The following is a 23060-nucleotide window of genomic DNA, read 5'->3' on the forward strand; positions in this document are numbered from 1 at the left end:
ATGCGCGGCGGTCTGCGCACCCGCCTGCAGGCCCTGCAGTGGCTGGCGCGCCCGCGCCGGCCCGAACCGCTGCCGGTCAGGCTCGACCGTCATCGCATCTATGTCCTGCCCACCGGCTTCGGCCTGTTCCTCGCCGCGCTGCTGGCGGTGATGCTGGTGGGCGCGCTGAACTACAACAACAACCCGGCGCTGCTGCTGGCCCTGCTGCTCGCGGCCACGGCGCTGGCCAGCGCGCTGCAGGCGCATCTGCAGCTGGCCGGGCTGCGCGTGGATGCGGTATCGGCCGAACCGGTGGCGGCCGGCACGCCGCTGCGGCTGCGGCTGGCACTGGCCCGCGACGACCGCCGTCGGCGTCGCGGGCTGCAGGTGACCCGCGGCCCGGCCACGGCCAGCGCCGAGCTCGCCGATGCCGACCGCACGGAAGTGGACCTGTGGCTGCCCACCGTCCGCCGCGGCTGGCTCGACCTGCAGCGGATCCGCCTGTCCACCACCCAGCCGCTGGGCCTGGTGCGCGCCTGGAGCTGGGTCTGGCCGGCAGCGCCGGTGCTGGTCTATCCCGCCCCGGAACACCCTGCCCCGCCGCTGCCCGATACCGGCAGCACCTCGGCCCGCACCCGTCAGCATCCGCTCGGCGATGAACTGCAGCAGCTGCGCCCCTATCGGCACGGCGACGCCCGCCGCACCATCGCCTGGAAGCACTCCGCCCGCCGCGACACGCTACTGGTGCGCGAGTACGAACGCCCGACCGGCACCGAACTGCTGCTGGACTGGCAGGCCCTGGGCGCGCTGCCGCATGAGCGCCGCATCGCACGGCTGGCGCGCTGGGTGGACGATGCCGAGCGCGAGGGCCGCCGCTATCGCCTGCTGCTGCCCGGCCAGCCGGCCCTGGGCCCGGCCTCCGGCGACGCCCATCGCCACCAGTGCCTGCGTGCGCTGGCATTGATGCCCGACGCATGAAGCAACGAGGACAGCCGTTTTTCGCGCCAAAGCCTCCCGGAGGGTGGCACACGGAAATGCGCCCCGTGAAAGAACGGCAGGACAGCCTTTTTTCACGGCGAAACCGCCCCAAGGGCGGCGCACAGGGATGTGCGCCATGAACGCCGCCACACCGCTCCCACCCCTGAATCCAGCCGCGCGCGGCTGGGCGCTGCTGACCACCGCGCTGGCCCTGCTGCCGTTGCTGCTGCAGCTGCCGGGCATGCTGGCCGGGGTGTTCGCCGCCGCGGCGCTGCTGGTGGCGGCGCTGTCCTGGCGACGGCAGGTGCCCTTGCCGCTGCGCCTGCTGCTGGTGGCCATCATGCTGGTGGCGATCTACTGGCAGATGGGCGCCTCGCCGGGCCGCGACACCGGCTGCGCGCTGCTGGCGGCGATGCTGGCGATCAAGTCCAGCGAACTGCGCAGCTTGCGCGACGCACGCAGCCTGCTCGGCTTCGCCTTGTTCGCGCCATTTGCCGCCTTCCTGCTCGACCAGGGTCCCGGCACGCTGCTGCTGTCGCTGGCGGCGTTGGCCTGCGCCCTGCTCGGCCTGCAGCGCCTGGCCGACGCGGAGACCGGCACGGCGCCGCGGCCGGTCGCATTCCAGCTGCGGACGGTCGGCCGGCTGCTGGCGGTCGCGTTGCCGCTGGCACTGGCCGCCTTCTGGCTGCTGCCGCGGCTGCCGACGCCGCTGTGGGGCATCCCGCAGCGGGCCGTGGCGCAGCCGGGCCTGTCCGACACCATGGCACCCGGGCAGTGGCTGGACCTGATGGCCGACGACAGCCCGGCGCTGCGCGTGCAGTTCGCCGGCGCGGTGCCCGCGCCCGCACAACGCTACTGGCGCGGGCCGGTGCTCACCCGCTTCGACGGGCGCACCTGGACGCGGCTGGAAAGCCAGCGCCGCAGCGCGCCGCCGCCCCTCGCCACCGCGCCCGCACAGTGGGATTACCAGATCGAGTACGAACCCACCGAGCGGCGCGAACTGGTGACGCTGGACCTGCTGCTGGCCGCGCCGGACGAAACCCGCCTGGATGCCGACTACACCCTGGTGAGCGCGCGCCCGCTGACCGTGCTGACCCGCTGGCACCTGCGCTCCGCGCCACCGGCACGCTTCCAGCTGGACCTCCCGCCCGCCCTGCGCGAACAGGCGCTGCAGCTGCCCGCCGGCTTCAATCCACGCACGCTGGCACTGGCCCGGCAGTGGCGTCTTGAAGCCGGCACCGACGACGCGGCCATCGTCCGCCGCGCGATGCAGTGGATCGGCCGCGATTTCAGCTACACCCTGAGCACGCCGCTGCCCGGCCGGCACGGTGCCGACGAATTCCTGTTCGACTGGAAGGCCGGCTTCTGCGAGCACTTCAGTTCGGCCTTCGTGGTGCTGATGCGCGGCGCCGGCATTCCCGCGCGCGTGGTCACCGGCTATGCCGGCGGCACCCGCAACCGATATGGCGGCTACTGGCTGGTACGCCGCATGGACGCCCACGCCTGGGCCGAGGTCTGGCTGCCGCAGCGCGGCTGGACCCGCGTCGACCCGACCGCGGCGGTGGCGCCCGAACGCATCCGCGACACGCTGGAAGACCGCCTGGCGCGCGGCGATGCCGAAGGCGGCAACCTGGACCTGGGCACGCGCTGGCTGCAGCTGGCGCAGGCCGGCGACTGGCTGCGCCGCAACTGGAACGGCATGGTCCTGTCCTTCGACGCGCGGCGCCAGCAGCAGCTGCTGCGCCCCTTCGGCATCGAGCGCCTGGATCCTTCGCAACTGGTCGGGCTGCTCGCCGGCTTCGCGCTCGTCGCCATCGCCGCCATGGCCTGGCTGCTGGCGCGCGGCGAGCGCGAACGCGACCCGCTGCTGCGCGCCTGGCACCGGCTCGACCGCCGCTACGCCCGCCTCGGCCTGGGCCGGCAGGCGCACGAAACGGCGGGCGACTGGGCCGCCCGCGTGGAAGCCGCCCGGCCCGGCAGCGGCCTGGATGCACTCAGCCGGCGTTTCAGCGACGCGCGCTACGCTGGCGCCTCGTCGGACCTCGCTTCATTATTGCGTGACCTGCACAGGCACCGCCCTCAACCCGGAGTACGAACCGGAGCACGAACATGAAGACCCGCATCCTCCTTACCGTCGCCGCCAGCCTTGCCCTGGCCGCCTGTGCCACCGCTCCCAAGCCGCTGCAGGGGCAGTTCAGTACCGTGTCCCCGCGCGATACCGTCGCGCAGAAGCAGACCGGCACGCCGGTACGCTGGGGTGGCCGCATCATCGAGACCATCCCCGGCCAGGGCGAAACCTGCTTCCAGATGATCGCCCGCCCGCTCAACGGCAATGGCCGCCCGAGCACCACCTCCGCCGATGCCAGCGACGGCCGCTTCCTCGCCTGCCGCGCCGGTTTCTATGATCCGGCGGTGTTCGAGCCGGGCCGCGACGTGACCTTCATCGGCCGCGTCGAGGGCTACCAGACCACCAAGATCGGCGAATACGACTACCCGCTGCCGAAGATCGCCGCCGACGTGGTGTACCTGTGGCCGGTGCAGCGCGAGGTCGAAGTGGTGCCGGCCTACCCGTACGGCCCGTGGGGCCCGGGTTGGGGCCCCGGCTGGGGCTGGGGCTGGCGCGGCTGGTGGTGATCGGCCGGGCCGGGCCCACCTCTGTATCCAGGACAGACGCCGCCTTCGGGCGGCGTCTTTTTTGATCGACCACCGCCGCGCAGGTGGCCGCCGGCCGGGGCCCTGGATCAGTCCTGCGCGCGGATCGTCCAGTCGCCGTCCCGCGCGCCCGGCACCAGCACCCAGCCCGGCTTCAGCGACAGCGACCAGCCTTCCCCCTGCAGGCCGTCGGCGGACGCCACCGCGCCCGGGTACGGCACGGACAGGCGCGACCAGTCCGCCGAGAGCAGGCCGCCCTTCTGGACGTCCAGCACGCCCCAGGTCGCCGCCGCACGGAGGGTTGCGTACGCCGCGCCTTCCGGCGGCAACGGTGTCACCCGGTTCGGATCGAAGCTGAAACTGGCGCCATTCACCGGTGCGATGAGCACCGGCCCATCGACCAGCCGGGCGCGCAACGCCGCCGACACGGCAGCCTGCCTGACGGCCCGCGCGGCCTCCTCGGCCCGTATCCCCTCCATGCCGTAACGCGCTCCGCTCCGCGCGAAAGCCGCATCGCCGGAAGAAACGGTCAGGCCCAAGGCGGAGGCGAGCATCGCCGGCAAACCATCGTGCCGGTTCCAGGCCGTCCGCCAGCCCGGGGACGTACTGTCCAGCAGCACGCCGTACGCGGGGCCCGTGTAATAGGCGAAGGAACGGGCATAGGCGGCGACGCCATCGCCCTTGCGCAGGTGATCGGCCAGGTGCGCGGCCATGGCGGGGTCCTGCGACAGCAGCCGGCCGGTGTACTCGGCGATCCCTTCATGCCGCTCCATCGCATCTTCGGCCTGTTGCGCCTGCGGGAACCGCGCCTGCCGCCAGGCGCGGAAGACCAGCGCATCGTGGATGGCGCGCTGCCGTGTCTTCGGTTCCGTGGCGGCGACGGCCGCCGCCAGCGCGCGCAGTTCCAGGCGCAGCGATAGCCGCCCCTGCTCCGTTTCCAGCTGGTCCTGGTCGGCATGGGTCGCCGCCAGCCCGATCTGGCCCTGGATGCGATGCCAGGCCTCGTGCATCAGCAGGATGGAAAGCGCCGGCTCTGCCTGCGGCAGGGGCAACATCAGCATGGTCCAGGTGCGCCCGTTCCATTTCACCGCGGTGTTGGCGACCGGCACCGTGTCGGGCAGGCGCCCGTGGAAGAGCGCTCCGTCCCGTTCCAGGGAGGTTTCGAGCCCCTCCATGTTGGCCACGAAGCGCCGCGTCGCCGGGTCGGCCAGCAGGGTGGGACCGCACAGGTCCACGCCCCAGGCCTTCCCGGCATCGGCTTCGCACAGGGACTGCATGCGCTGGAATGCCGCCATGGCCGGGGCCGGCTCCAGTGGCGCCTGGGCCATCGCGCTGGCCGATGCGGCCAGCGACAGCGCAAGGTAGATACAACTGCGGACGAATTGCCGCATCTTGGCTCCTCCCATCGGATGGAGACGGGGTTCCGCGCCCGCTCAGGCCGCGCCGAAATGCCCCAGCGGCGCGCCGGCCAGCAGGTGCAGGTGGATGTGGAACACCGTCTGCCCGGCGTTCTCGCGGCAGTTCATCACGATGCGGTAGCCGTCCTGCGCGAAGCCTTCGCGACGCGCGTATTCGGCCGCGGCCAGCGCCAGCTTGCCGATCAGGTGCGCCTGCGCCGGCTGCACGTCATCCAGGGTCGGGATGACCTCGTGCTTCGGAATGAACAGGACATGCACCGGCGCCTGCGGCGCGATGTCCTTGAAGCCCAGCACGTCCTCGTCCTCGTAGACGATGGTGGCGGGAATCTCGCGGCGGATGATCTTGCCGAAAATCGTGTCGTTGCTCATGGCCTGCCTCGGCGGAATATCGCCAGCATTGTATGCAACGCCACCAAGGTAATGCCGGCCGGCGACCGCAGGAATGAGGATGCCTGTGGTTTTTTCAGCAATGCCGGCCGGCGGCCGGCGCTACGGGATTTCGCTGCGGCTGCCGAAGGCGTGCGAGAGCGTGCCGCGGTCCACGTATTCCAGCTCGCCACCCAGCGGCAGGCCCTGCGCCAGCCGGCTCGGCCGCACCTGGTGGCGGCGCGCCAGCTGCGCCAGATAGTGCGCGGTGGCCTCGCCCTCGACGGTGGAGTTGGTGGCGATGATCAGCTCGGCGACCTCGCCCTGCGCCAGCCGCGCTTCCAGCTGGTCCAGGCCGAGTTCGCGCGGGCCGATGCCGTCCAGCGGCGACAGCCGGCCCTGCAGCACGTAGTACAGGCCGCGGTAGCTGGTGGCGTGCTCGATGGCCAGGCGGTCGGCCGGCGATTCCACCACGCACAGTGTCTGCCGCTCGCGGCTGCTGCTCGCACACAGCGGGCAGACCTCGGTCTCGCTGAAATCGCGGCACTGCGCGCAGTGGCCGATCCGCTCGATCGCCTCGGCCAGCACCTGCGACAGGCGCAGGCCGCCGTCGCGCGCACGCTCGAGCACGTGGTAGGCCATGCGCTGGGCGCTCTTCTGGCCGACCCCGGGCAGCACCCGGAAGGCTTCGATCAGTTGTTCGAGGAGAGAAGACACGGAGAGTCGTGAGGGCCTGACGATGCCGGCTGTTTCCTTCTCCCACCGGGAGAAGGTGCCCCACAGGGGCGGATGAGGGGACGGGCGAAGCCCCTTGCGATCTAAAGGCGCCGAGGGCCTTGCCCTTGCCCTCTCCCTTCGCCCGAAGGGAGAGGGGCTCGATGGCTGGCGCCCACCGCCCTCAGAACGGCAGCTTCATGCCCGGCGGCAGCTTCATGCCGGCCGTGGCCGAGCCCATGCGGCTCTGCGATTCGGCGTCGATCTTGTTGGAGGCATCATTGAACGCCGCGGCGATCAGGTCCTCGACCATTTCCTGGTCGGACAGCACCGACGGGTCGATGCGCACCTTGCGGCACTCCTTGGTGCCGGTGAGGGTCACGCTGACCATGCCGCCGCCGGCGCTGCCGGTGACTTCCAGTTTGGCCAGTTCTTCCTGGGCCTTCTGCAGGTTTTCCTGCATCTTCTGGGCCTGTTGCATCAGTTGGGCGATGTTGCCGCGCATGGTTTCCTACTCTTCAAAGGGACGGATGGAATCGGGCACGACCCGGGCGCCCTGCGCGAGCAGGTGCTGCACCTGGGGGTCGGCCATGAAAACGGCCTCGGCCGCGTTCTGTCGTTCGCCGCGCTGGCGGTCGGCGCGCTCGTGCAGGGTTTCGGCTTCGGCGTTGCCGGTCTCGATCACGATCTTCGGCGCGCTGCCCAGCGCCTGCGCCAGGGTCTGCGCCAGCGCGCCCAGCGAACGTTCGGACTGCAGGTATTCGAAGCCCGGCAGCAGCGCCAGCCGCAGCACGCCGTTGCGGTAACCGACGAAGGCGGCATTGGCGGCCAGCTCGCGCGAGGGCCCGGACAGGCTGCTGGCGGCGACCAGGTCCAGCCACTGTTCGGCGGTTTCCAGCGCGCGCGGCGGATTGCCGGCCGGTGCCGCGGCAGGCGTCGGCGGCGCGATGGCGATGCCTTCGGCGCGGAACGGGGACGGCGGCGCCTGGCGCGGCGCGGCCGGCATGGCCTCCGCCGCGTCGTCGCGCGCCTGGGCGGCGGCGGTTTCCTCCATCCACGGCGGCAGGTCGTCGTCGTTGCGGGACGCTGCCGGCGGCGCGGCAGGCGCCGGTTCGGGCTGCGGCTCGCGCACGCGCAGCGGCTCGGGCGCGACGGTCATGGGGTTCGCTGGCGCCCGGGCTGCCGGGGCGGACGTCGTGGATGCCGCTTCCACCGCCGGGACCGGTGCCTGCTGCGCCGGCGCGGCTGCGACCGCAGCCGTTGATGCGCCCGGTGCGGCGCCGCTTGCCGAGGACACCGCGCCCTCCGGCCCGGCGCCTTCCGGTACCGCCGGCACCGCGCCGGCCGGGCGGAACGCCAGCATGCGCAGCACGGTCATCTCGAAACCGGCGCGCGGGCTCGGCGCCAGATGCAGGTCGCGACGCCCGCCGAGCGCCATCTGGTACCAGAGCTGCACCACTTCCGGGCGCAGCCGCGCGGCGAACGCCGCCGCGTCGACGCCGTCGCCGGGCACCGTGGCGCCCGGCACCAGCTGCTGCACCTGGATGCGGTGCAGGGCCTCGGCCAGCGCGTCGAGCACGCCGCTCCAGTCCGGCGAGAAATCGGCCAGGGTGGCCACGACCTGCAGCAGCCGCGCGCCGTCGCCGGCCGCCAGCGCGTCGAGCATGGCCGCCACCTGGGTGCGGTCGACGGTGCCGAGCATGGCCCGCACCACGTCGTCGCGCAGCGCGCCGCCGGCGTAGGCGATGGCCTGGTCCAGCAGCGACAGACCGTCGCGCAGCGAGCCATCGGCGCCGCGCGCCAGCTGCACGATCGCGCCGTCGTCGAACTCGATCTGCTCGGCGCCGAGGATGCGCGTCATCTGCCCGCGGATCTGCTCCTCGTCCAGCCGCTTGAGGTTGAACTGCAGGCAGCGCGACAGCACGGTGACCGGCAGCTTCTGCGGGTCGGTGGTGGCCAGCAGGAACTTCACGTGCTCCGGCGGCTCCTCCAGCGTCTTCAGCAGCGCGTTGAACGCCGCCTTGGACAGCATGTGCACTTCGTCGATCAGGTAGACCTTGTACTTGCCGCGCGAGGGCATGTACTGCGCGTTCTCGATCACCTCGCGCACGTCGTCCACGCCGGTGTTGGAGGCGGCGTCGATCTCCAGCAGGTCGATGTAGCGGCCGCTGTCGATGTCCAGGCAGGCCGGGCACTGGCCGCAGGGGTCGGCGCTGGTGCCGTGCTCGCAGTTCAGCGACTTGGCGAAGATGCGGGCGATGGTGGTCTTGCCGACACCGCGGGTACCGGTGAACAGGAAGGCATGGTGGACGCGACCGCTGTCCAGCGCATTGCTCAGCGCGCGGACCACGTGTTCCTGGCCCACCAGCTCGGCGAAACGCTTCGGGCGCCACTTGCGGGCGAGGACGAGATAGGACATCAGGCAACCGTCTTCATCTGAGCCGCCATTGTGCCACGCCCCTGCCGCGCCCGCCCCACGCCGGCCGCTCGATATCCGGGCAGCGATGCGTCCCATGAACGGATGCGGCAGGTGACGGACCCACCCGCCGGCGGCTTGCCCCCCACTCCACCGGGAACGGCCGGAATCATGCGGGCACAGGCGACGGGCCAGTGTACGGGCGGCCTGGGCGAAGCCGACCATGGTGCACATCGATGGCGCCGCCCAGCAGAACGCGGCCGGGGCGGAAGAAGTCGCCGCGTCGGCACGCTCGCTGCAGCAGCCGACCGGCGCGGAAGGTGGCGGTATTCCGCCTGCATCCACGCACCGGCACCGCGCCCGGTGCCGTTCCGCACCTGCGTGGACAGGTTTGACTTGTGGCCGCCGCGCCGGCCCTATAGAATCTGCGCCCCTGCAGCGCCTTCGGGTGGCGGCAGGTCCCGGAGAGGTGTCCGAGTGGTTGAAGGAGCACGCCTGGAAAGTGTGTAAGCGTCTAAACCGCGCTTCGGGGGTTCGAATCCCCCTCTCTCCGCCAGATTCATGTCCGGTTCGTCCGGAACATCGAAAACCGGGCCGCGCGTTGCGCGGCCCGCGTCTATGGTGGCCCCGTCGGCCCCTCGCGACGCTAGGTCGAAAATCCCGCCAGGGCCGGAAGGCAGCAACGGTATCGATCGACGCGGGCGCCGAGGTCAGCCGGCGGGGCCGCCACCTTTTTGGGCCCCCGCGCACCGTTGCATGCACTGCCTGCATGCGTGGCCGCGTGGTGAACGTCCGCACCACGCCGCAATAGCCCCTCGTGAATGCGGCCAGCCAATGCCGGCACTGCAGGCGGCGATTCAGCCCGTAAACGGTACCGCCCGCGGCGCGGTCGGTTCGGCCAGCGCCACGCTCTCGCCCGGGTCGGCCACGCGGTGGCCACGCGCGCGCAGCGCCTGCCCGTCGGCCGCGCTGGCGTAGTGGTACAGCACCATGCGCGCCTGCAGCTCGGCCGGGTATTCGCGCTCCAGATCGTCCACGCCGGTATGCGACGGGTTGCCATGCAGGCCGCAGTCGTGGGCCACCAGCTCGCCGTCGTCCGCATGGCGCGCCAGCATCTCCGGGATCGGCCGGGTATCGCCGCTCCATACCAGCGCGCCCTGCAGGCGCAGGCCCCAGGCCGTTTCCGGCCAGTGGTGGCGCACCGGGAAGACTTCCAGGCGCACGCCGTCGTGCCAGAACGCCTCGCCGACCACGATCAGCTGGAACGCATCCCAGAAATTGGCGCCGCCCTCGGCCAGCACGTTCGGGTAATCGCCGACGCGCCGGTGCAGCAGCGGCACCACCGGCGCCGGCACGTACAGCCGCACCCGCCCACGCCGCCGCGGATTGAAATACGCATCGACGAACAGGCGCTCGAAACCGGCCACATGGTCCAGGTGCACGTGGGTGACGAACAAGGCGTCCGGCATCGCCCCGTAGCGGGCCTGGTAGGCGGTCAAGCCTTCGCCGCCGCAGTCGATGGTCAGCCACGGCTGGCCGTCGCGCTCGATCACCGCCATCGGCGAACCGAGTTCGACCGCCGAGGCGTTGCCGACGCCGAGGAAGCGCAGGGACCACGCCATCACACGCCCCGGTTCCAGGCCAGGTCGTAGGCGCGGCGCAGGCGCGCGAAATCCTTCTCCACGTCCTCGCGGCTGCGCTCGCCACGCAGCTTGAGCAGCGAACGCAGCAGGCGCCTGAGGTTGCGCTCGCGCCAGCGCGTGGCGGGAATGCGCAGCACGCCGCGGTCGAAATCGATCAGCCAGCCATGGCCGCCGGCGTCGAACAGGATGTTGTGCGCGTTGAGGTCGGCATGGTCCAGGCCGGCGCGGTGGAAGCGCGCGATCAGGCGCCCGGCCTCCTCCCACGGCGCGCCGCGCCCGGCCACCAGCGCGCGGTCGGCCAGCGAGCGCACGCCGTCCAGCCGTTCCAGCAGGATCGCCGCGCGGTAGGTCGCGCCCTGGCGCATGTAGAACGCCGCCAGCGGCCGCGGCACCGGCAGTTTCAGCGCGATCAGCTTCCGCATCAGCCGGAACTCGGCGAAGCTGCGGGTGCGGTCGGCGCCCTGCCACAGGTAACGGTCGCGGCTGAGCTTGGCGGCGACGCCACCGCGCAGGTAATGGCGCAGCACGCAGTGCCCGAACGGCGCGTCCACGAACCACGCCCCGCCACGCCCGCCCTCGCCCACCGGACGCGCCCTGCCGCCCCAGTGCGCAGGCGAAAACAAGGCGGTTTCGGCTTGCCGCAGATGTTGGCGGTCGAACAGAATGGCGCCATAGCCGCGGCCTTCGCGGCAAGGCGTCAGCGCTTCAGTGGCGTCGAAAGCGACCATTCACCGCGAGTCTAACAACACCATGCCTCCAGCGTCCTCCCCATTGTGCCTCCTGCGCCTGTCCGCGCTCGGGGATGTGACCCACGTGGTCCCGCTGGTGCGCACGCTGCAGCAGGGCCGTCCGGGCATCGAACTGCACTGGGTGATCGACAAGGCCGGCCATCGCCTGCTGGAAGGCCTGCCCGGCGTGGTGTTCCATGTCTACGACAAGAAGTCCGGCCTGGCCGGCATGCGCGCGCTGCGCCGCGAACTGCCCGCCGCGGGTTTCGCCGCGCTGCTGCAGATGCAGGTCGCCTTGCGCGCCAACGTGCTGTCGGCCTTCATCCCCGCCCGGCGCCGCATCGGCTACGACCGTTCCCGCTCCAGGGACCTGCACGGGCTGTTCATCGACGAACGCATTCCCGACCGCCCCGGCATCCATGTGCTCGATGCGATCGGCAGCTTCTGCGAGCCGCTGGGCATGAAGCAGACCACGGTGAGCTGGGACCTGGCCACGCCGGCCGACGCCCACGACTGGGCGCGCGCGCAGTGGGATGACGATGGCCGGCCGGTGCTGATGATCTCGCCCTGCTCCAGCCACGAGCGCCGCAACTGGTACGCCGACCGCTACGCGGCGGTCGCCGACCATGCCGCCGCGCGCGGCTGGCGGGTGGTGCTGTGCGGTGGCCGCAGCGAGCTGGAACGCCGCACCGCCGACGCGATCCTGGCGGCGATGCGCGCGCCGGCGCTGGACCTGGTGGGCAGGGACACGCTCAAGCAGCTGCCTGCCCTGCTGGCACGCGCCAACCTGCTGATGACGCCCGATTCGGGCCCGATGCACATCGCCAATGCGGTCGGCACCAAGGTGCTGGGCCTGCACGCGGCCAGCAACCCGGCGCGCAGCGGCCCGTACTCGGACCGCCGCTACTGCGTGGACCGCTACGACGACGCGGCCCGCCGCTTCCTGCGCAGGCCCGCGGCCGAACTGAAATGGGGTACGAAGATCGAGTTCGACGGGGTGATGGAGCTGGTCAGCGTGGACGACGGCATCGCCGCGTTCGAGCGCTACGTGGCCGATCACCGCGGCTGAAACACCTGCAACGCAGGCCGGAGCGCCCTCTGGTGCGCTCCTGGCACATCCCGCCCCCCCTGCCGATGGACGCCGGCTCAGCGCGCGCGGTAGTCCGCGTAGGACTTCTCTTCCACGTAGCCCGAGCCCAGGGCCAGGTTGATCGCCTTCTTGATCCGCGCCCGCTCGTCGTTCTCGAAGTACACGCTGCGCGCCAGTTCGACGAACTCCGCATCGAAGGCCTGCGCCCTGTCCTTGAGGCGGATGTCGTCCTCGATGTCCCACAGCCGCTCGTTCACCGCCTTCAGCGCCACGCGCAGGTCGTCGATCTCCCGCGTCGCGGCCGGATGCGCGTTCCAGGTGCGCTCCAGCGCCGCCAGTTCGTTGCGCACGTTCGCCAGCTTGGCCGGATCGCTCATGCGCTCGGACTTGATCTGCAGGATCGAGATCTTGTCGAGCAGCTCGCCGAAGGAAACGGGCACCAGGATTTCGGACATGACGGACACCAGGGGGAACGAAGCGGGCAGTGTAGCGGCCGGGGTGGATGGCCGGCACCGGCGCGCGCGGCGCCACCCGGGCCCGGAAACGAAAACGGCCCCGTCGGGGGCCGTTTCCAGATCTGGCGGGAAGGGGGGGATGTAGTTGAGTCCACCCCAACCCCTTGAAGGCGCCGGCATTCACAAACCGGGATTGTGCCCTGTTTTGTGCCCAGCGCAGTTTAGTCGATCAGCCGGTTGGGCGGCTAGCCTGCGGAAGCGCTCCTTGGCCGCCTTGCGGCGGCATGCCAGTGGCAGAATCGGGCTTCCAAGCCAACTCCCCCGGGGCCCCATGGAGAAAGAGGAAATCGAGCGTCGTTTCGCCGCTCTGGAAGTGCGCACGGCCGAGTTGGAGGCTGAGAACGAAGCGCTCACCGTTGGCTCTCCGAGCCCGGGATTACTGGGGAGAGTCGAAACACTTGTCGAGCAACTATCCAGTGATATCCCCCCTGGTCCAGCACGGGAGGGTTTGCAGGCTCGCCAGCAAAAGTTGCTCAGCAAAGTCCGGACCACGATCGCGGCTATCCAAGCAGAGCAACAGATCGCCCACTATGCAGAGAAAGCAGCCTTCATAGAGAACGCTGCCTCCAAGCAGGCGGAAGCAGATCGCGAACGTGCCCAGCAGCAAGAAGAAGATGACAGGGAGAACTCGCCCGGGATGAGGCCCTGAAGCCGCAACCAGTAGCAGCGAGTTGGTGCAAGCGCGCGACGCGCGGCCGATCTGCTTGCCGGAAGCAGTAAAAGCGCTGCGGGTTGGCCTTTTCTCTGCAATAAGCTTTTCGGAAAGCTCCCCTGCTTTGAGAGACATGCCCTTGACGCGCACGCTTGGGGTCAAAAGTGACTTCTGGCCTTGAGCCGATAGCACGAGATGGATACGTTCGTGCTTCGGGATGAAAAGTAGGCCTCAACTGCACTTTCCATCGCGCCTCAAACCCGACGGAGTCCAAGCAACGCCATGAAAGCAAAGAACATCGCCGTGTTCCTGGCCGTGCTGTGGTCAATCCTGCCCGCGATGGCGTGGGGCGCCGAGCCGCAGACGTCCGCCGATATCGCAGAGTTCAGCCGATGGCTGGCGCAACGCCAGCAGGACAGTGGCGTGGTCGGCGTGTCAGCCGCGTTGGTCGTGGACGGAAAGGTGGTGTGGAAACAGGGGTTCGGCTATGCGGACAAGAACGCCGGCATCGCCATGACCCCCAGCACCCAGGTCGGTATCGGCTCGGTGACCAAGACGTTCACCGCGTTGGCGGCCATGCAGTTGCAGGAGCAAGGCCTGGTCGATATCGACCAGCCGTTGTCCCGCTACTTGCCTGAGTTCCGCATCCGCACGCATGGCGAAGACCGCGACCAGGTCACGCTCAGACGCTTGATCACCCACAGCTCTGGCGTGCCGACCGATGTCTTCCGCGACATGCAGAGCGATCAGGCCCGCTACACCGATGTGGTGACGCTGCTCAACCGGACCGCACTGGCGCATTCGCCGGGCACGGTGGGCCTGTATTCCAACGCCGGCTACAACCTGCTGGGGCATGCGCTGGCTAAGGCCAGCGGGGTCGATTACCCGGATTACCTGAAACAGCGGATCTTCGCGCCATTGGGCATGAAGAACACCGGATTCTCCGGCGACCCGCATGCGGCCGGCCGGAGCAAGGCCTACGGGCCGGACGGCGCCGAGGCGGCGGTCTTCGAACTGCGCGACATCGCCTCCGGCGGCATCTACTCCACGGCGGAAGACCTGGCCGCCTACGCGGCGGCCTTGATGGACGCGTATCACGGCGAGCCGTCCCCTCTGGTCAAAGAGGCCACGATCCGGTCGATGTTCACCCTGCGGACCGATATCCCGATCGATACCAACAAGAAGGGACTGGGGTGGTTCCTGTTCCGCAACGACGGCCGCTTCGCCGCCTACCATGCCGGCAGCACGTTCTACTCCAATGCCGCGGTGCTACTGATCCCGGAACAGAAGACGGCCGCGGTCATCCTGGCCAACACCGTGGGTAGCGATGCGGTCTGCGAGCAATTCGCGTTCCGCTGGCTGGAAACCCATGGCCTTTCGGTGAAGGATATCGTCCCCGAACCCGCGCCACTGCCTGTATCTTCCGATACTCCCCGTTCGCAGCATGCGGGTTACTACGCGCAGAAGAACGGCTACGCGAAGGTGGAGGAAACCGAAGCGGGCCTGTCCATCCGGCGCGACGCGGAAACCTACCCGGCGACCGAGACATCGCCTGGCGTGTTCGCCGTGCAGGCCGCCGGCGAGGCGGACGGCGATCTCTACTACTTCCGCGATATCGGGCCGTATCACGTGCTGTTCTGGCGCCGAGGGCAGCGTGAGCGGCAGCTGGGCTACCGCATCGCGAGCGAAGCGCTCGGTTCCGTGTGGAAGCAGCGGCTGGGCCGCTACCGGCCGTTCGGCTACACGATGCCGGGGTTCGAGAAGATCGCCGAGGCCGAGGTGCGTCTGCAGGACGATGGCTTGCCAGTGCTGCGGGTCAGCTACAACACCGGCACATTCACCTATCCGATGGTGCCGGTCGCCGCAGACGAGGCGCGGACCGGCGGGCTGGGCCCGAGCATGACGGGCGATGCGGTGTCCTTCAGCACAGATGCGGGGAGCGAGGTGATGACCTATCTGGGATTGACCTTTCGAAAGGACTGAAACGTGGACCGAAAAACGGGCGAGCGCGCTGTCAAGCCATCGCCACTAACGCGCCAAGCTACCGCGCATTTTTCCGGTCTTTTTCCCTTGGCGCGCGGCATGGGCCGCCTTGCGCTTCTTCTTCATGGTCCGGCGTAGGCTTTTGCCGCGCCCCGCCCCATCGCGCCTCGCGAAGATCGGCGGGGACGCGCATGCGGAAGACGTAAAGGCCCGAAGCGCTGCGGGTGAGGCGCAATGAGGGAAACCCATCGGAGTTGTGCCCCGATTTGTGCCCTGCCCGCGAATTTCACGCCAACAAAAAACCCCTGTAAAAACAGGGGTTTATGTATGCTTGGCGGGAAGGGGGGGATTCGAACCCCCGATACGCTATTAACGTATGCCTGATTTCGAGTCAGGTACATTCAACCACTCTGCCACCTTCCCGGTGGTTCCCGGCGAACCGGGCTGCGAATGATACGAGGCCTTGGCAGCGCGGACAAGCTGTTTTTTTTGCGCCGCGCCGCCTTCCGCCCCCGTCCGCCCTTCCCCGATCGCGGCCCGGGCCGGCGTGGCGCCGGCCCTTGCCGTGCACCGGTGCGGACGCGATCATGAAAAACCTTTCCGCTGGAAACGGCCCCCTGCGGGCGCCCATGATCGAATTCGGACACCTCAGCCATGTCGGCCTGCGCCGGCAACTCAATGAGGACACCTATTACGGCGACGGCGAGCTGGGACTGTGGCTGGTCGCCGACGGCATGGGCGGCCATGCCTGCGGCGAAGTCGCCAGCGCGCTGGCGCGCGAGGCCATCGTGCGCGAGGTCCGCGCCGGCACCGCGCTGCCGCAGGCCATCCGCATCGCCGACGAGGAAATCATCCGCGCCTCGCGCCGGCGCAACGACAGCCTGCCGATGGGCACCACCGTGGTCGCCGCGCGCGTGCAGGGCAACCGTTTCGAGGTGGCCTGGGTCGGCGACAGCCGCGCCTACCTGTGGCGCGACGGCAAGCTGGCCCAGCTCAGCCAGGACCACAGCTATGTGCAGGAACTGATCGCCCAGGGCTCGCTGACCGCCGAGCAGGCCCGCGCCCATCCGCACCGCAACGTCGTCACCCAGGCCCTGGGCGTGACCGACCCGGCGCACCTCAACGTGGCCATCATGACCGGGGAACTGCGCCCGGGCATGCAGCTGTTGTTGTGCAGCGACGGGTTGACCGAGGAAGTGGATGACCGCAGCCTGGCGCAGACACTGGCGCAGGCCGACTGCAGCGCGCAGGAATGCGTGGATACGCTGGTGGCCGCGGCGCTGGACGGCGGCGGCTCGGACAACGTCACCGCCATCCTCGTACGCTGCCTTTGAAACCCCCGTCATGCCGCAACCCGCCTCGCAGGTGCCGGGCCTGCCCGGCATGACGCCGCCTGCCATGGGCATGCGGGTCGGCGCCGCCCCCTACGCGCTGACCGCTTCTTCCGCTTTCGCGCCGTCCCACCAGGCGTGGCCGGCCTTCTTGCGCAGGCGCTCCAGCCGCGCCTCGTGCGCCTGCAGTTCCGATGCCGTGGCCACCACCCGCGGGCGCGGCAGCAGGACCGCGGCGTCGAAGGCCTGCACCACGCCCGTGGCGCCGGCGGTCTCGGCCTCCGGCAGGCCGAAGCCGATTTCCTCCTGCCCCGAGGTCAGCGCGATGTAGACGTCGGCCAGGATCTGCGCGTCGAGCAGGCCGCCGTGCAGATGACGGTGCGAATTGTCCACGCCCAGCCGCTTGCACAGCGCATCCAGCGAGTTGCGCTGGCCGGGGAAACGCTCGCGCGCCATCGCCAGCGTGTCGGTCACCGTCACCCGTTCGGCGAGCGGCCCGCGGCCGGACAGCGCCATCTCGTTCTCGAGGAAGCCCATGTCGAACGCGGCGTTGTGGATGATCAGCTCGGCGCCATCCACGTAGGCCAGGAACTCGTCGACGATTTCCTCGAAGCGCGGCTTGTCGGCCAGGAACTCCAGGCTCAGGCCGGTCACCTCCTGCGCGCCGGCTTCGAACTCGCAGTCGGGCTTGAGGTAACGATGGAAGTTGTTGCCGCTGGGCCGGCGCTCGAGCAGTTCGACGCAGCCGATTTCGACCACGCGGTTGCCCTTCTTCCACTCCAGGCCGGTGGTTTCGGTATCAAGTACGATCTGGCGCATCGGCTTCCTCAGTGGCTTGCGGCGGTGTCGCGCACGCGGATTGCTGCATCGCGGGCCAGCTGGTCCACGCGCTCGTTGTCCGGGTCGCCATTGTGGCCCTTCACCCAGCGCCACTCGATCTGGTGACGCCCGGTGGCCGCATGCAGGCGCTCCCACAGGTCGCGGTTCTTCACCGGGTCGCCGCCGGCGGTCTTCCAGTTGCGCCGCACCCAGCCCGGCATCCACTCGGTGATGCCCTGGCGCACGTACTGCGAATCGGTCTGCAGCATGATCCGGCAGGGCTCGCTGAGCGCCTCCAGCCCGGCAATGGCCGCCATCAGTTCCATCCGGTTGTTGGTGGTATGGGCTTCGCCGCCGGACAGCTCGCGCTCATGCGCCTTGTAGCGCAGCAGCGCCGCCCATCCACCCGGCCCCGGGTTGCCGAGGCAGGCACCGTCGGTATGTATTTCAATCGATTTCATGTCGTTCCGTTGATGAAGCGTCAGGTCGCCACCGGCCCGCGCCAGCCCACGGGGCGGGCGGCTTCCGGGCCGATGAAGGCGGCCGCGCGCTTTTCGAATTCCAGCACGCAGACCGCGCGCAACGCCGGCAAGGCCTTGCCGCCGGCCTGCCCGGACTCGCTCCACAGCGGCCCGAAATGGCGCACCGAGCGGACCCGCAGCCCTTCCCGCTGCAGCCGCAGCTGGCAATGCATCGCCGAGGGTGGCCGCGCGCCCTGCCATTGCCAGCGCGCGCGATAGGGACTGTAGCGGTTGAGCAGGGTCATCCACAGCCGCCCGCCCGGCATCAGCACGCGCGCGCATTCGGACAGCAGCGGCTCCAGTTCGAGCGTGGCGGCATGCTGCAGGACGATGGCGTTGACCGCCTCCGAGGGCAGCGGCAGCGGCAGGGCGCAGCTCACATCCCCTGCCCATCCCCGCCCGTCAGCGGCCCGGTGCAGCCGCACCCCGCGTCCGCTGGGCGCTTCGTCGGGCAGCCAGGCCGCACAGGGCGCCAGCCACAGCCATGGCTGCGCGGGGAAACGCCGGACCTGGTCGAGCAGGTGGCGCTGCTCCGCGGCCCGCATCGCCTCCGCTCCAGCCTTCTCAAACCAGGCCGAGACTGCAGCTTGACGGGGGAACGGGGCGGCAGGCATGGTCCAATTCTATGCGACTGACCGCCCTGCCTGCATTCCAGGACAACTACATCTGGGCGCTGCAGGCGTCCGACGGGAGCGCCGTGTTCGTCGATCCGGGCCAGGCGCGGCCTGTACTGGAGGCGGCCGCGCAAGGCATGCGGCCGGCGGCGGTCCTGCTCACCCACCACCACGACGACCACATCGGCGGCGTGGCGGAACTGCGGGAACGCTGGCCCACCCTGCCAGTGTTCGCACCGGAAGATGAACGGATTCAACTGGAATGTGAAAGGGTCGGCGAAGGCGACCGGGTACAATCCGCCGGCTTCGATTTCACGGTGCTGTCCGTTCCCGGCCACACCCGGAGCCATATCGCCTTCCATGGCCACGGTCATCTGTTCTGTGGCGACACGTTGTTCAGCCTCGGCTGTGGACGCATGTTCGAAGGTACGCCCGCCCGGATGCTGGCCTCGCTGGAGCGGCTGGCGGCGCTGCCGGGGCAGACGCGGGTCTGCTGCGGGCACGAGTACACGCTGGGCAATGCCGTGTTCGCGCGGCATGTCGATCCCACCAACGCGGCATTGCACCGCCGCCAACAGGAAGCCATGGACATGCGCAGCCGTTCCCGCCCGACCGTTCCCTCGCTGTTGTCCAGCGAACTGGAATGCAACCCCTTCCTGCGCACGCATGCCGACCCGGTGCGCCAGGCCGTCGCCGCGCGGCTGGGCCGCGCGCCGGTGGACCAGGTGGAAGTGTTCGCCGAATTGCGGCGCTGGAAAGACGGTTTCCGCGCGTGAAGCGGCGTGGCCTGTCCCTGGCGCTGGGGCTGCTGCTCGGCGCCGGTGCCGGCGTCACCGCCGGCGCGCAGTCGCTGCCGGCCAGCGCCGGCCTGACCCAGAACATTGCCTCGCTTGCGGCCCTGCCGGCCGACCCGGCCGCGCTGCCGGCACCGCTCACCCGCAACGGCCACCAGATATTCACCAGCTTCCGCGAGGGGCTGGCGATGGCGCAGTGCGACGCGGACGCCACCAGCCCGCGCTGGCGCAAGCAGTTCGCGCATGCGCCATCGCGCCTGGGCAATGTCGAGGATGACGCCCTGCCGCTGTTCGGCTACGTGGTGGACGAACTGCGCGCCGAAGGCCTGCCCACCGAGTTCGCGCTGATCCCGTTCGTGGAAAGCGGCTACCGCCCGGGCGCGCGCAACGCCAGCGGCCCGGCCGGGCTGTGGCAGTTCATCGCCACCACCGCGCGCAACCACCGGGTACCGATGGAGAACGGCTACGACGGCCGGCTGTCGGCGGTGGATTCCACCCGGGCCGCGGTGCGCTACCTGAAAACGCTGTACGGCATGTTCGGTGGCGACTGGCAACTGGCGGTCATGGCCTACAACGCAGGCGAGTACCGCATCCTGCAGGCGCTGCGCCGCGCCGGCATGAACGCGCAGAACGCGCGCCCGGCCGAACTGCCCGGCCTGTCCCCCATCACCCATGCCTACGTCGAGAAGCTCCACGCCCTGGCCTGCGTGCTTGAACAGGCCGAGAAGGAACCGGACCTGATGGCGGCCCTCGACCGCCCGGTGCCGGTCCTGCGCGGGCATGCGCTGCCCGCGGGCACCACCCTGGCCGACTGGTCGGCCCGCAACGCGCTGGACCCGGCGCGCATCGCCCGGCTCAACCCGGCGGTCACCGGCAAGCGTGCCGGCATCCGGGTGCTGGCGCCGGCCCTGCCGGACACCGGCATCGACCCCGGAAGCCTGGCCATGGCAGCTTCCGGCAGCATGGCCGCCCTCCCCGCCCCCGCCGCGGTCGATGTCGCCACCACCACCGTGGCGGCCACGAGCAATGCCGGCAGCGGGCGCCGCCACACGGTCCGCAGCGGCGAATCGGCCTGGTCGATCGCGCGCCGTTACGGCATCCCGGTCAAGACCCTGCTTTCCCGCAACAACCTGGACGCCAAGGCTGTCCTCAGGCCCGGCATGGTGCTGCGCTTCGAAGAAAGCCGCTGAGGGGCCGCCCGGTTCGCCGGGCACCGGAAACGTCAAAGCCCGGCTGCGAGCCGGGCTTTGACGTCATGGAAGCCGGGGTTCCCTCGCGGGATCGCCCCGGCTCCACAGGGGCTCAGAGCTGGGATTCCTGCACCTGCACCTTGAAGCGCTTGCGCAGGCCTTCCACGAAGGCCTTGGCCGCCGCCGCGCCATCGATCTGGCTCAGCTGCTGCTTCAGCATCACCAGCTGCGGCTCCGGCACTTCCTTCAGGTCGCCCGGGGTGACCTTGGTGACCGCGAACACCGCATAGCGCCCGTCCTCCAATTCCACCTTGCCGTAGCTCGGCTTGCCTTCGGCCGGGGGCACCACGCTGAACACGGCGCGGTTGGCGGCGGCGGTCGGCATCGGCGCCGTGCGCGGCAGGCCCGGCATCGGCAGCAGCTGCAGCTTCTCGCTCTCGGCCAGCGCCTGCAGCGTCTGGCCACCCTGCAGCTTGGCCAGCAGTGCATCGGCGGCCTTCTTCGCCGCCTCCTCGGCACGGTGCGCATGCACCGCGGCGATCACCTTTTCGCGCGCCTGCGCCAGCGGGATGGCCTGCTCCGGCGTATGCGCGGTCACGCGGATCATCACGTTGTGGTTCGGGCCGAGCTCGATCGGGTCGCTGACGGTGCCGTCTTCCTTCAGCGCATCGGAGAAGGCCGCGCGCAGCACCGCCGGGTTGGCGGCGATGCCACTGGCAGTGGCGCGGGTGAACGGCCCCAGCGTCTGCACCGGCAGGTTCACTTCCCTGGCGGCCGATTCCAGCACGGTCGGGTTCTTGTAGACCAGGTCCACCAGGCGGCCGCTCAGGTCGTTGAACGCACGCTCGCTGTCGGCCTGCAGCTGCTCGGCGGCGAGCTGGTCGCGCACCTCCTCGAACGGACGGCCTTCGCCCCCCTTGACCTCGCGCAGCTTCAGCACGTGGTAGCCGAACTCGGTCTTCACCGGGCCGGCGATCTCGCCCGGCTGCATGGCGAACAGCGCGTCCTCGAACGGCTTCACCATGACGCCATGCTCGACCCAGCCCAGGTCGCCGCCTTCGGCCTTGGAGCCCGGGTCGTCCGAATTGGCCTTGGCCAGCGCGGCGAAATCGGCGCCCGGCTGCCTGGCGTCGGCCGCCAGCTTGGCCGCCTTGGCTTCGGCGGCCTTCTGCGAGGCGGCATCGCTGCCGGCGCTGATCAGGATGTGCGAGGCCAGGCGCTGTTCCGGCTTGACGAAGCGCGCCTTCTCTTCTTCATAGCGGCGGCGCAGGGCCGCTTCGTCCGCCGGCGCGGCCGCCGGCATGCGCGCCGCGTCCAGTTCGACGTATTCGATGGACACGCTTTCCGCCTGCATGAAATCGCGGGTATGGGCGTCATACCACTGCTTGATCTGCGCGTCGTCCACTGCCGAGGTATCGGCTTCCGGCGCCGGCAGCATCGCGAACTCCACGTCGCGCGTCTCGCCCAGCAGCTTCAGCAGCCGCTCGCTCTCGCCCTTGGTGGCGAAACCCGACTGCGCCAGCGCGGTGGGGATGATCGACTGCTGCAGGCTGGTGCGCACCACCTGGTCGAACATCGCCGGCGTGCGCGGCGGCTGGCTCTGCGCCAGCACCAGGCGGTATTGCTCCGCATCGAACTTGCCGTCGCGCTGGAACGCGGGGATGCTGGCGATGTAATTGCGCACCGCCTCGTCGCCGACCACGATATGCGCGTCTTCCGCGGCCAGGCGGACCACCTGCTCGTCGATCATCTGGTCGAGCACGGCCAGCTTGTTCTCGGTGGTCTCGAACTCGCGCGGGTCGAAGTTGTCGCCCTGCTGCTCGCGGGCCTCCATGCGCGCCTGCTCGAAGCGCGTGCGGAATTCCTCGACGCTGATCTCGTGGTGGTTCCACAGGAACGACATCGGCCACCACGACGGCGCCGAGCGCCACCACGACGGCGGTGCGGACACCTTGGCGACGTTCTGCGCGCCGACACCGCCGAGATAGCTGTTGTCGATCACGAACAGGAACGGAATCATCAGCAGCCCCAGGATCACGGTCACGATCCAGCCCGAGGTCTTGTCGCGGAGTTTCTGCAGCATGGGAAAAATCAAGGCCTGATTGGCGAGCCGGGCAGTGTAACCCGCTTCCCGCCCTACTCCCAACCGGCGCCCCTGCGCCGGCGGCGGCGGAAACTTCCCGCCATGCGGACGCCACCGGGCGTTTCCGGCCATACCCGGGCGCCGGGCAAAAAAAAGCCCCGGGCTTCTGGCCCGGGGCTTGGAATCAATGGCGGAGCGGACGGGACTCGAACCCGCGACCTCCGGCGTGACAGGCCAGCATTCTAACCAGCTGAACTACCGCTCCGCATATTGAAACCGTTGCCGGCCGACACCGCGACCGGTTGCCACTGCATGCAGTGGCGGGTGGAACTGGCGGAGCGGACGGGACTCGAACCCGCGACCTCCGGCGTGACAGGCCAGCATTCTAACCAGCTGAACTACCGCTCCGCGCTTGATTGGCTCGCCTTCCATCGCACTCCAGGAGAGTGGAGAGAAAGCAAGGCCCCCGATCGCTCAGGGGCCTTCTTGAAACTGGCGGAGCGGACGGGACTCGAACCCGCGACCTCCGGCGTGACAGGCCAGCATTCTAACCAGCTGAACTACCGCTCCACTT

The 23060-nt window shown here is 69.8% G+C and carries 21 protein-coding genes, 5 tRNA genes and 1 other RNA gene; 11 read left to right on the top strand and 16 right to left on the bottom strand.

Annotation, left to right across the window (positions count from 1 at the left end):
• The 3 genes from AC06FP_RS08810 (at position 1) to AC06FP_RS08820 (ending at position 3591) form a co-directional block, all read left to right on the top strand.
• Positions 1 to 957 (top strand): DUF58 domain-containing protein, encoded by a 957-nt coding sequence (locus tag AC06FP_RS08810; protein ID WP_478075232.1) that lies wholly within the window; start codon positions 1 to 3, stop codon positions 955 to 957.
• 136 nt (positions 958 to 1093) lie between these two features.
• On the top strand, positions 1094 to 3070 hold the full coding sequence (locus tag AC06FP_RS08815; protein ID WP_478075233.1) for a transglutaminase TgpA family protein: 1977 nt from the start codon (positions 1094 to 1096) through the stop codon (positions 3068 to 3070).
• Complete coding sequence (locus tag AC06FP_RS08820; protein ID WP_456118361.1) at positions 3067 to 3591, top strand: Slp family lipoprotein; 525 nt, start codon at positions 3067 to 3069, stop codon at positions 3589 to 3591. The genes AC06FP_RS08815 and AC06FP_RS08820 overlap by 4 nt, the downstream gene beginning before the upstream one ends.
• Before the next feature lie 107 nt (positions 3592 to 3698).
• On the opposite strand, the gene AC06FP_RS08825 is transcribed toward AC06FP_RS08820, so the two are convergent.
• The 5 genes from AC06FP_RS08825 to dnaX form a co-directional block, all read right to left on the bottom strand.
• Positions 3699 to 5015, bottom strand: a complete 1317-nt coding sequence (locus AC06FP_RS08825; protein WP_478075234.1) for a hypothetical protein — start codon at positions 5013 to 5015, stop codon at positions 3699 to 3701.
• Positions 5016 to 5042: 27 nt separating this feature from the next.
• Positions 5043 to 5396: a histidine triad nucleotide-binding protein gene (locus tag AC06FP_RS08830; protein ID WP_478075235.1), complete on the bottom strand. Its 354-nt coding sequence runs from the start codon at positions 5394 to 5396 to the stop codon at positions 5043 to 5045.
• Positions 5397 to 5516: 120 nt separating this feature from the next.
• Positions 5517 to 6110 (bottom strand): recombination mediator RecR, encoded by a 594-nt coding sequence (recR, locus tag AC06FP_RS08835; protein WP_478075236.1) that lies wholly within the window; start codon positions 6108 to 6110, stop codon positions 5517 to 5519.
• A gap of 181 nt (positions 6111 to 6291) precedes the next feature.
• Positions 6292 to 6612: a YbaB/EbfC family nucleoid-associated protein gene (locus AC06FP_RS08840; RefSeq protein ID WP_153192288.1), complete on the bottom strand. Its 321-nt coding sequence runs from the start codon at positions 6610 to 6612 to the stop codon at positions 6292 to 6294.
• A gap of 6 nt (positions 6613 to 6618) precedes the next feature.
• Positions 6619 to 8526, bottom strand: coding sequence for a DNA polymerase III subunit gamma/tau (gene dnaX, locus AC06FP_RS08845; protein WP_478075237.1), 1908 nt, complete (start codon positions 8524 to 8526; stop codon positions 6619 to 6621).
• A 460-nt stretch (positions 8527 to 8986) separates the two neighbouring features.
• On the opposite strand from dnaX, the gene AC06FP_RS08850 reads away from it, so the two are divergent.
• Positions 8987 to 9079, top strand: a tRNA-Ser gene (locus AC06FP_RS08850).
• A 71-nt stretch (positions 9080 to 9150) separates the two neighbouring features.
• Positions 9151 to 9247, top strand: an RNA gene (gene ffs, locus AC06FP_RS08855) — signal recognition particle sRNA small type.
• Positions 9248 to 9380: 133 nt separating this feature from the next.
• On the opposite strand, the gene AC06FP_RS08860 is transcribed toward ffs, so the two are convergent.
• Both AC06FP_RS08860 and AC06FP_RS08865 read right to left on the bottom strand, forming a co-directional pair.
• On the bottom strand, positions 9381 to 10145 hold the full coding sequence (locus AC06FP_RS08860; RefSeq protein WP_456118356.1) for an MBL fold metallo-hydrolase: 765 nt from the start codon (positions 10143 to 10145) through the stop codon (positions 9381 to 9383).
• Complete coding sequence (locus AC06FP_RS08865; RefSeq protein ID WP_478075238.1) at positions 10145 to 10894, bottom strand: 3-deoxy-D-manno-octulosonic acid kinase; 750 nt, start codon at positions 10892 to 10894, stop codon at positions 10145 to 10147. The genes AC06FP_RS08860 and AC06FP_RS08865 overlap by 1 nt, the downstream gene beginning before the upstream one ends.
• A 22-nt stretch (positions 10895 to 10916) precedes the next feature.
• Between AC06FP_RS08865 and AC06FP_RS08870 the strand changes: the two genes are divergently transcribed.
• Positions 10917 to 11963, top strand: coding sequence for a glycosyltransferase family 9 protein (locus tag AC06FP_RS08870; RefSeq protein WP_478075239.1), 1047 nt, complete (start codon positions 10917 to 10919; stop codon positions 11961 to 11963).
• 77 nt (positions 11964 to 12040) lie between these two features.
• On the opposite strand, the gene AC06FP_RS08875 is transcribed toward AC06FP_RS08870, so the two are convergent.
• Entirely contained in the window at positions 12041 to 12439 is a 399-nt protein-coding gene (locus AC06FP_RS08875; protein ID WP_478075240.1) for a DUF6165 family protein, read from the bottom strand.
• Between the two features lie 331 nt (positions 12440 to 12770).
• Between AC06FP_RS08875 and AC06FP_RS08880 the strand changes: the two genes are divergently transcribed.
• Positions 12771 to 13148 carry a hypothetical protein gene (locus AC06FP_RS08880; RefSeq protein ID WP_478075241.1) on the top strand — a complete coding sequence of 126 codons (378 nt, stop codon included), beginning with the start codon at positions 12771 to 12773 and terminating at the stop codon, positions 13146 to 13148.
• A gap of 285 nt (positions 13149 to 13433) precedes the next feature.
• Positions 13434 to 15134 (top strand): serine hydrolase domain-containing protein, encoded by a 1701-nt coding sequence (locus AC06FP_RS08885; RefSeq protein WP_478075242.1) that lies wholly within the window; start codon positions 13434 to 13436, stop codon positions 15132 to 15134.
• Positions 15135 to 15466: 332 nt separating this feature from the next.
• Here AC06FP_RS08885 and AC06FP_RS08890 read toward each other — a convergent pair.
• A tRNA-Ser gene (locus AC06FP_RS08890) sits at positions 15467 to 15557 on the bottom strand.
• 206 nt (positions 15558 to 15763) lie between these two features.
• Here AC06FP_RS08890 and AC06FP_RS08895 point away from each other — a divergent pair.
• A complete protein-coding gene (locus tag AC06FP_RS08895; protein ID WP_456118352.1) occupies positions 15764 to 16468 on the top strand; it encodes a PP2C family protein-serine/threonine phosphatase in 705 nt (234 codons plus the stop codon).
• A gap of 90 nt (positions 16469 to 16558) precedes the next feature.
• Here AC06FP_RS08895 and dnaQ read toward each other — a convergent pair whose 3' ends face one another.
• From dnaQ to AC06FP_RS08910, 3 genes are read right to left on the bottom strand one after another with little or no spacing between them, the layout of a single operon-like run.
• Positions 16559 to 17284 carry a DNA polymerase III subunit epsilon gene (gene dnaQ / locus AC06FP_RS08900; RefSeq protein ID WP_478075243.1) on the bottom strand — a complete coding sequence of 242 codons (726 nt, stop codon included), beginning with the start codon at positions 17282 to 17284 and terminating at the stop codon, positions 16559 to 16561.
• An 8-nt stretch (positions 17285 to 17292) separates the two neighbouring features.
• Positions 17293 to 17745: a ribonuclease HI gene (rnhA, locus tag AC06FP_RS08905; RefSeq protein WP_478075244.1), complete on the bottom strand. Its 453-nt coding sequence runs from the start codon at positions 17743 to 17745 to the stop codon at positions 17293 to 17295.
• Between the two features lie 20 nt (positions 17746 to 17765).
• Positions 17766 to 18350, bottom strand: a complete 585-nt coding sequence (locus AC06FP_RS08910; RefSeq protein WP_478075245.1) for a class I SAM-dependent methyltransferase — start codon at positions 18348 to 18350, stop codon at positions 17766 to 17768.
• An 80-nt stretch (positions 18351 to 18430) separates the two neighbouring features.
• On the opposite strand from AC06FP_RS08910, the gene gloB reads away from it, so the two are divergent.
• Both gloB and AC06FP_RS08920 read left to right on the top strand, forming a co-directional pair.
• Entirely contained in the window at positions 18431 to 19195 is a 765-nt protein-coding gene (gloB, locus tag AC06FP_RS08915; protein WP_478075246.1) for a hydroxyacylglutathione hydrolase, read from the top strand.
• The gene (locus tag AC06FP_RS08920; protein WP_478075247.1) at positions 19192 to 20403 is read left to right on the top strand and encodes a lytic transglycosylase domain-containing protein; all 1212 of its coding nucleotides are present in this window, start codon (positions 19192 to 19194) and stop codon (positions 20401 to 20403) included. The genes gloB and AC06FP_RS08920 overlap by 4 nt, the downstream gene beginning before the upstream one ends.
• 112 nt (positions 20404 to 20515) lie before the next feature.
• Here the strand turns inward: AC06FP_RS08920 and AC06FP_RS08925 are convergent, their stop codons facing one another.
• From AC06FP_RS08925 to AC06FP_RS08940, 4 genes are all read right to left on the bottom strand, one after another.
• A complete protein-coding gene (locus tag AC06FP_RS08925) occupies positions 20516 to 22486 on the bottom strand; it encodes a peptidyl-prolyl cis-trans isomerase (RefSeq protein ID WP_478075248.1) in 1971 nt (656 codons plus the stop codon).
• A 188-nt stretch (positions 22487 to 22674) separates the two neighbouring features.
• Positions 22675 to 22751 (bottom strand) — tRNA-Asp (locus tag AC06FP_RS08930).
• A gap of 66 nt (positions 22752 to 22817) precedes the next feature.
• A tRNA-Asp gene (locus AC06FP_RS08935) sits at positions 22818 to 22894 on the bottom strand.
• A gap of 85 nt (positions 22895 to 22979) precedes the next feature.
• Positions 22980 to 23056, bottom strand: a tRNA-Asp gene (locus tag AC06FP_RS08940).
• Positions 23057 to 23060: the final 4 nt, after the last annotated feature.

The organism is Stenotrophomonas sp. Steno-Z2 (genome assembly GCF_056393235.1).

Coding starts and splice junctions, on each gene's coding strand:
- AC06FP_RS08895 (WP_456118352.1), top strand. CDS start 15,764: ATGATCGAATTCGGACACCTCAGCCATGTCGGCCTGCGCCGGCAACTC.
- AC06FP_RS08860 (WP_456118356.1), bottom strand. CDS start 10,145: ATGGCGTGGTCCCTGCGCTTCCTCGGCGTCGGCAACGCCTCGGCGGTC.
- AC06FP_RS08880 (WP_478075241.1), top strand. CDS start 12,771: ATGGAGAAAGAGGAAATCGAGCGTCGTTTCGCCGCTCTGGAAGTGCGC.
- AC06FP_RS08815 (WP_478075233.1), top strand. CDS start 1,094: ATGAACGCCGCCACACCGCTCCCACCCCTGAATCCAGCCGCGCGCGGC.
- dnaX (WP_478075237.1), bottom strand. CDS start 8,526: ATGTCCTATCTCGTCCTCGCCCGCAAGTGGCGCCCGAAGCGTTTCGCC.
- AC06FP_RS08820 (WP_456118361.1), top strand. CDS start 3,067: ATGAAGACCCGCATCCTCCTTACCGTCGCCGCCAGCCTTGCCCTGGCC.
- AC06FP_RS08885 (WP_478075242.1), top strand. CDS start 13,434: ATGAAAGCAAAGAACATCGCCGTGTTCCTGGCCGTGCTGTGGTCAATC.
- AC06FP_RS08825 (WP_478075234.1), bottom strand. CDS start 5,015: ATGGGAGGAGCCAAGATGCGGCAATTCGTCCGCAGTTGTATCTACCTT.
- AC06FP_RS08865 (WP_478075238.1), bottom strand. CDS start 10,894: ATGGTCGCTTTCGACGCCACTGAAGCGCTGACGCCTTGCCGCGAAGGC.
- AC06FP_RS08870 (WP_478075239.1), top strand. CDS start 10,917: ATGCCTCCAGCGTCCTCCCCATTGTGCCTCCTGCGCCTGTCCGCGCTC.
- AC06FP_RS08810 (WP_478075232.1), top strand. CDS start 1: ATGCGCGGCGGTCTGCGCACCCGCCTGCAGGCCCTGCAGTGGCTGGCG.
- rnhA (WP_478075244.1), bottom strand. CDS start 17,745: ATGAAATCGATTGAAATACATACCGACGGTGCCTGCCTCGGCAACCCG.
- AC06FP_RS08840 (WP_153192288.1), bottom strand. CDS start 6,612: ATGCGCGGCAACATCGCCCAACTGATGCAACAGGCCCAGAAGATGCAG.
- AC06FP_RS08925 (WP_478075248.1), bottom strand. CDS start 22,486: ATGCTGCAGAAACTCCGCGACAAGACCTCGGGCTGGATCGTGACCGTG.
- AC06FP_RS08910 (WP_478075245.1), bottom strand. CDS start 18,350: ATGCGGGCCGCGGAGCAGCGCCACCTGCTCGACCAGGTCCGGCGTTTC.
- gloB (WP_478075246.1), top strand. CDS start 18,431: ATGCGACTGACCGCCCTGCCTGCATTCCAGGACAACTACATCTGGGCG.
- AC06FP_RS08875 (WP_478075240.1), bottom strand. CDS start 12,439: ATGTCCGAAATCCTGGTGCCCGTTTCCTTCGGCGAGCTGCTCGACAAG.
- AC06FP_RS08830 (WP_478075235.1), bottom strand. CDS start 5,396: ATGAGCAACGACACGATTTTCGGCAAGATCATCCGCCGCGAGATTCCC.
- dnaQ (WP_478075243.1), bottom strand. CDS start 17,284: ATGCGCCAGATCGTACTTGATACCGAAACCACCGGCCTGGAGTGGAAG.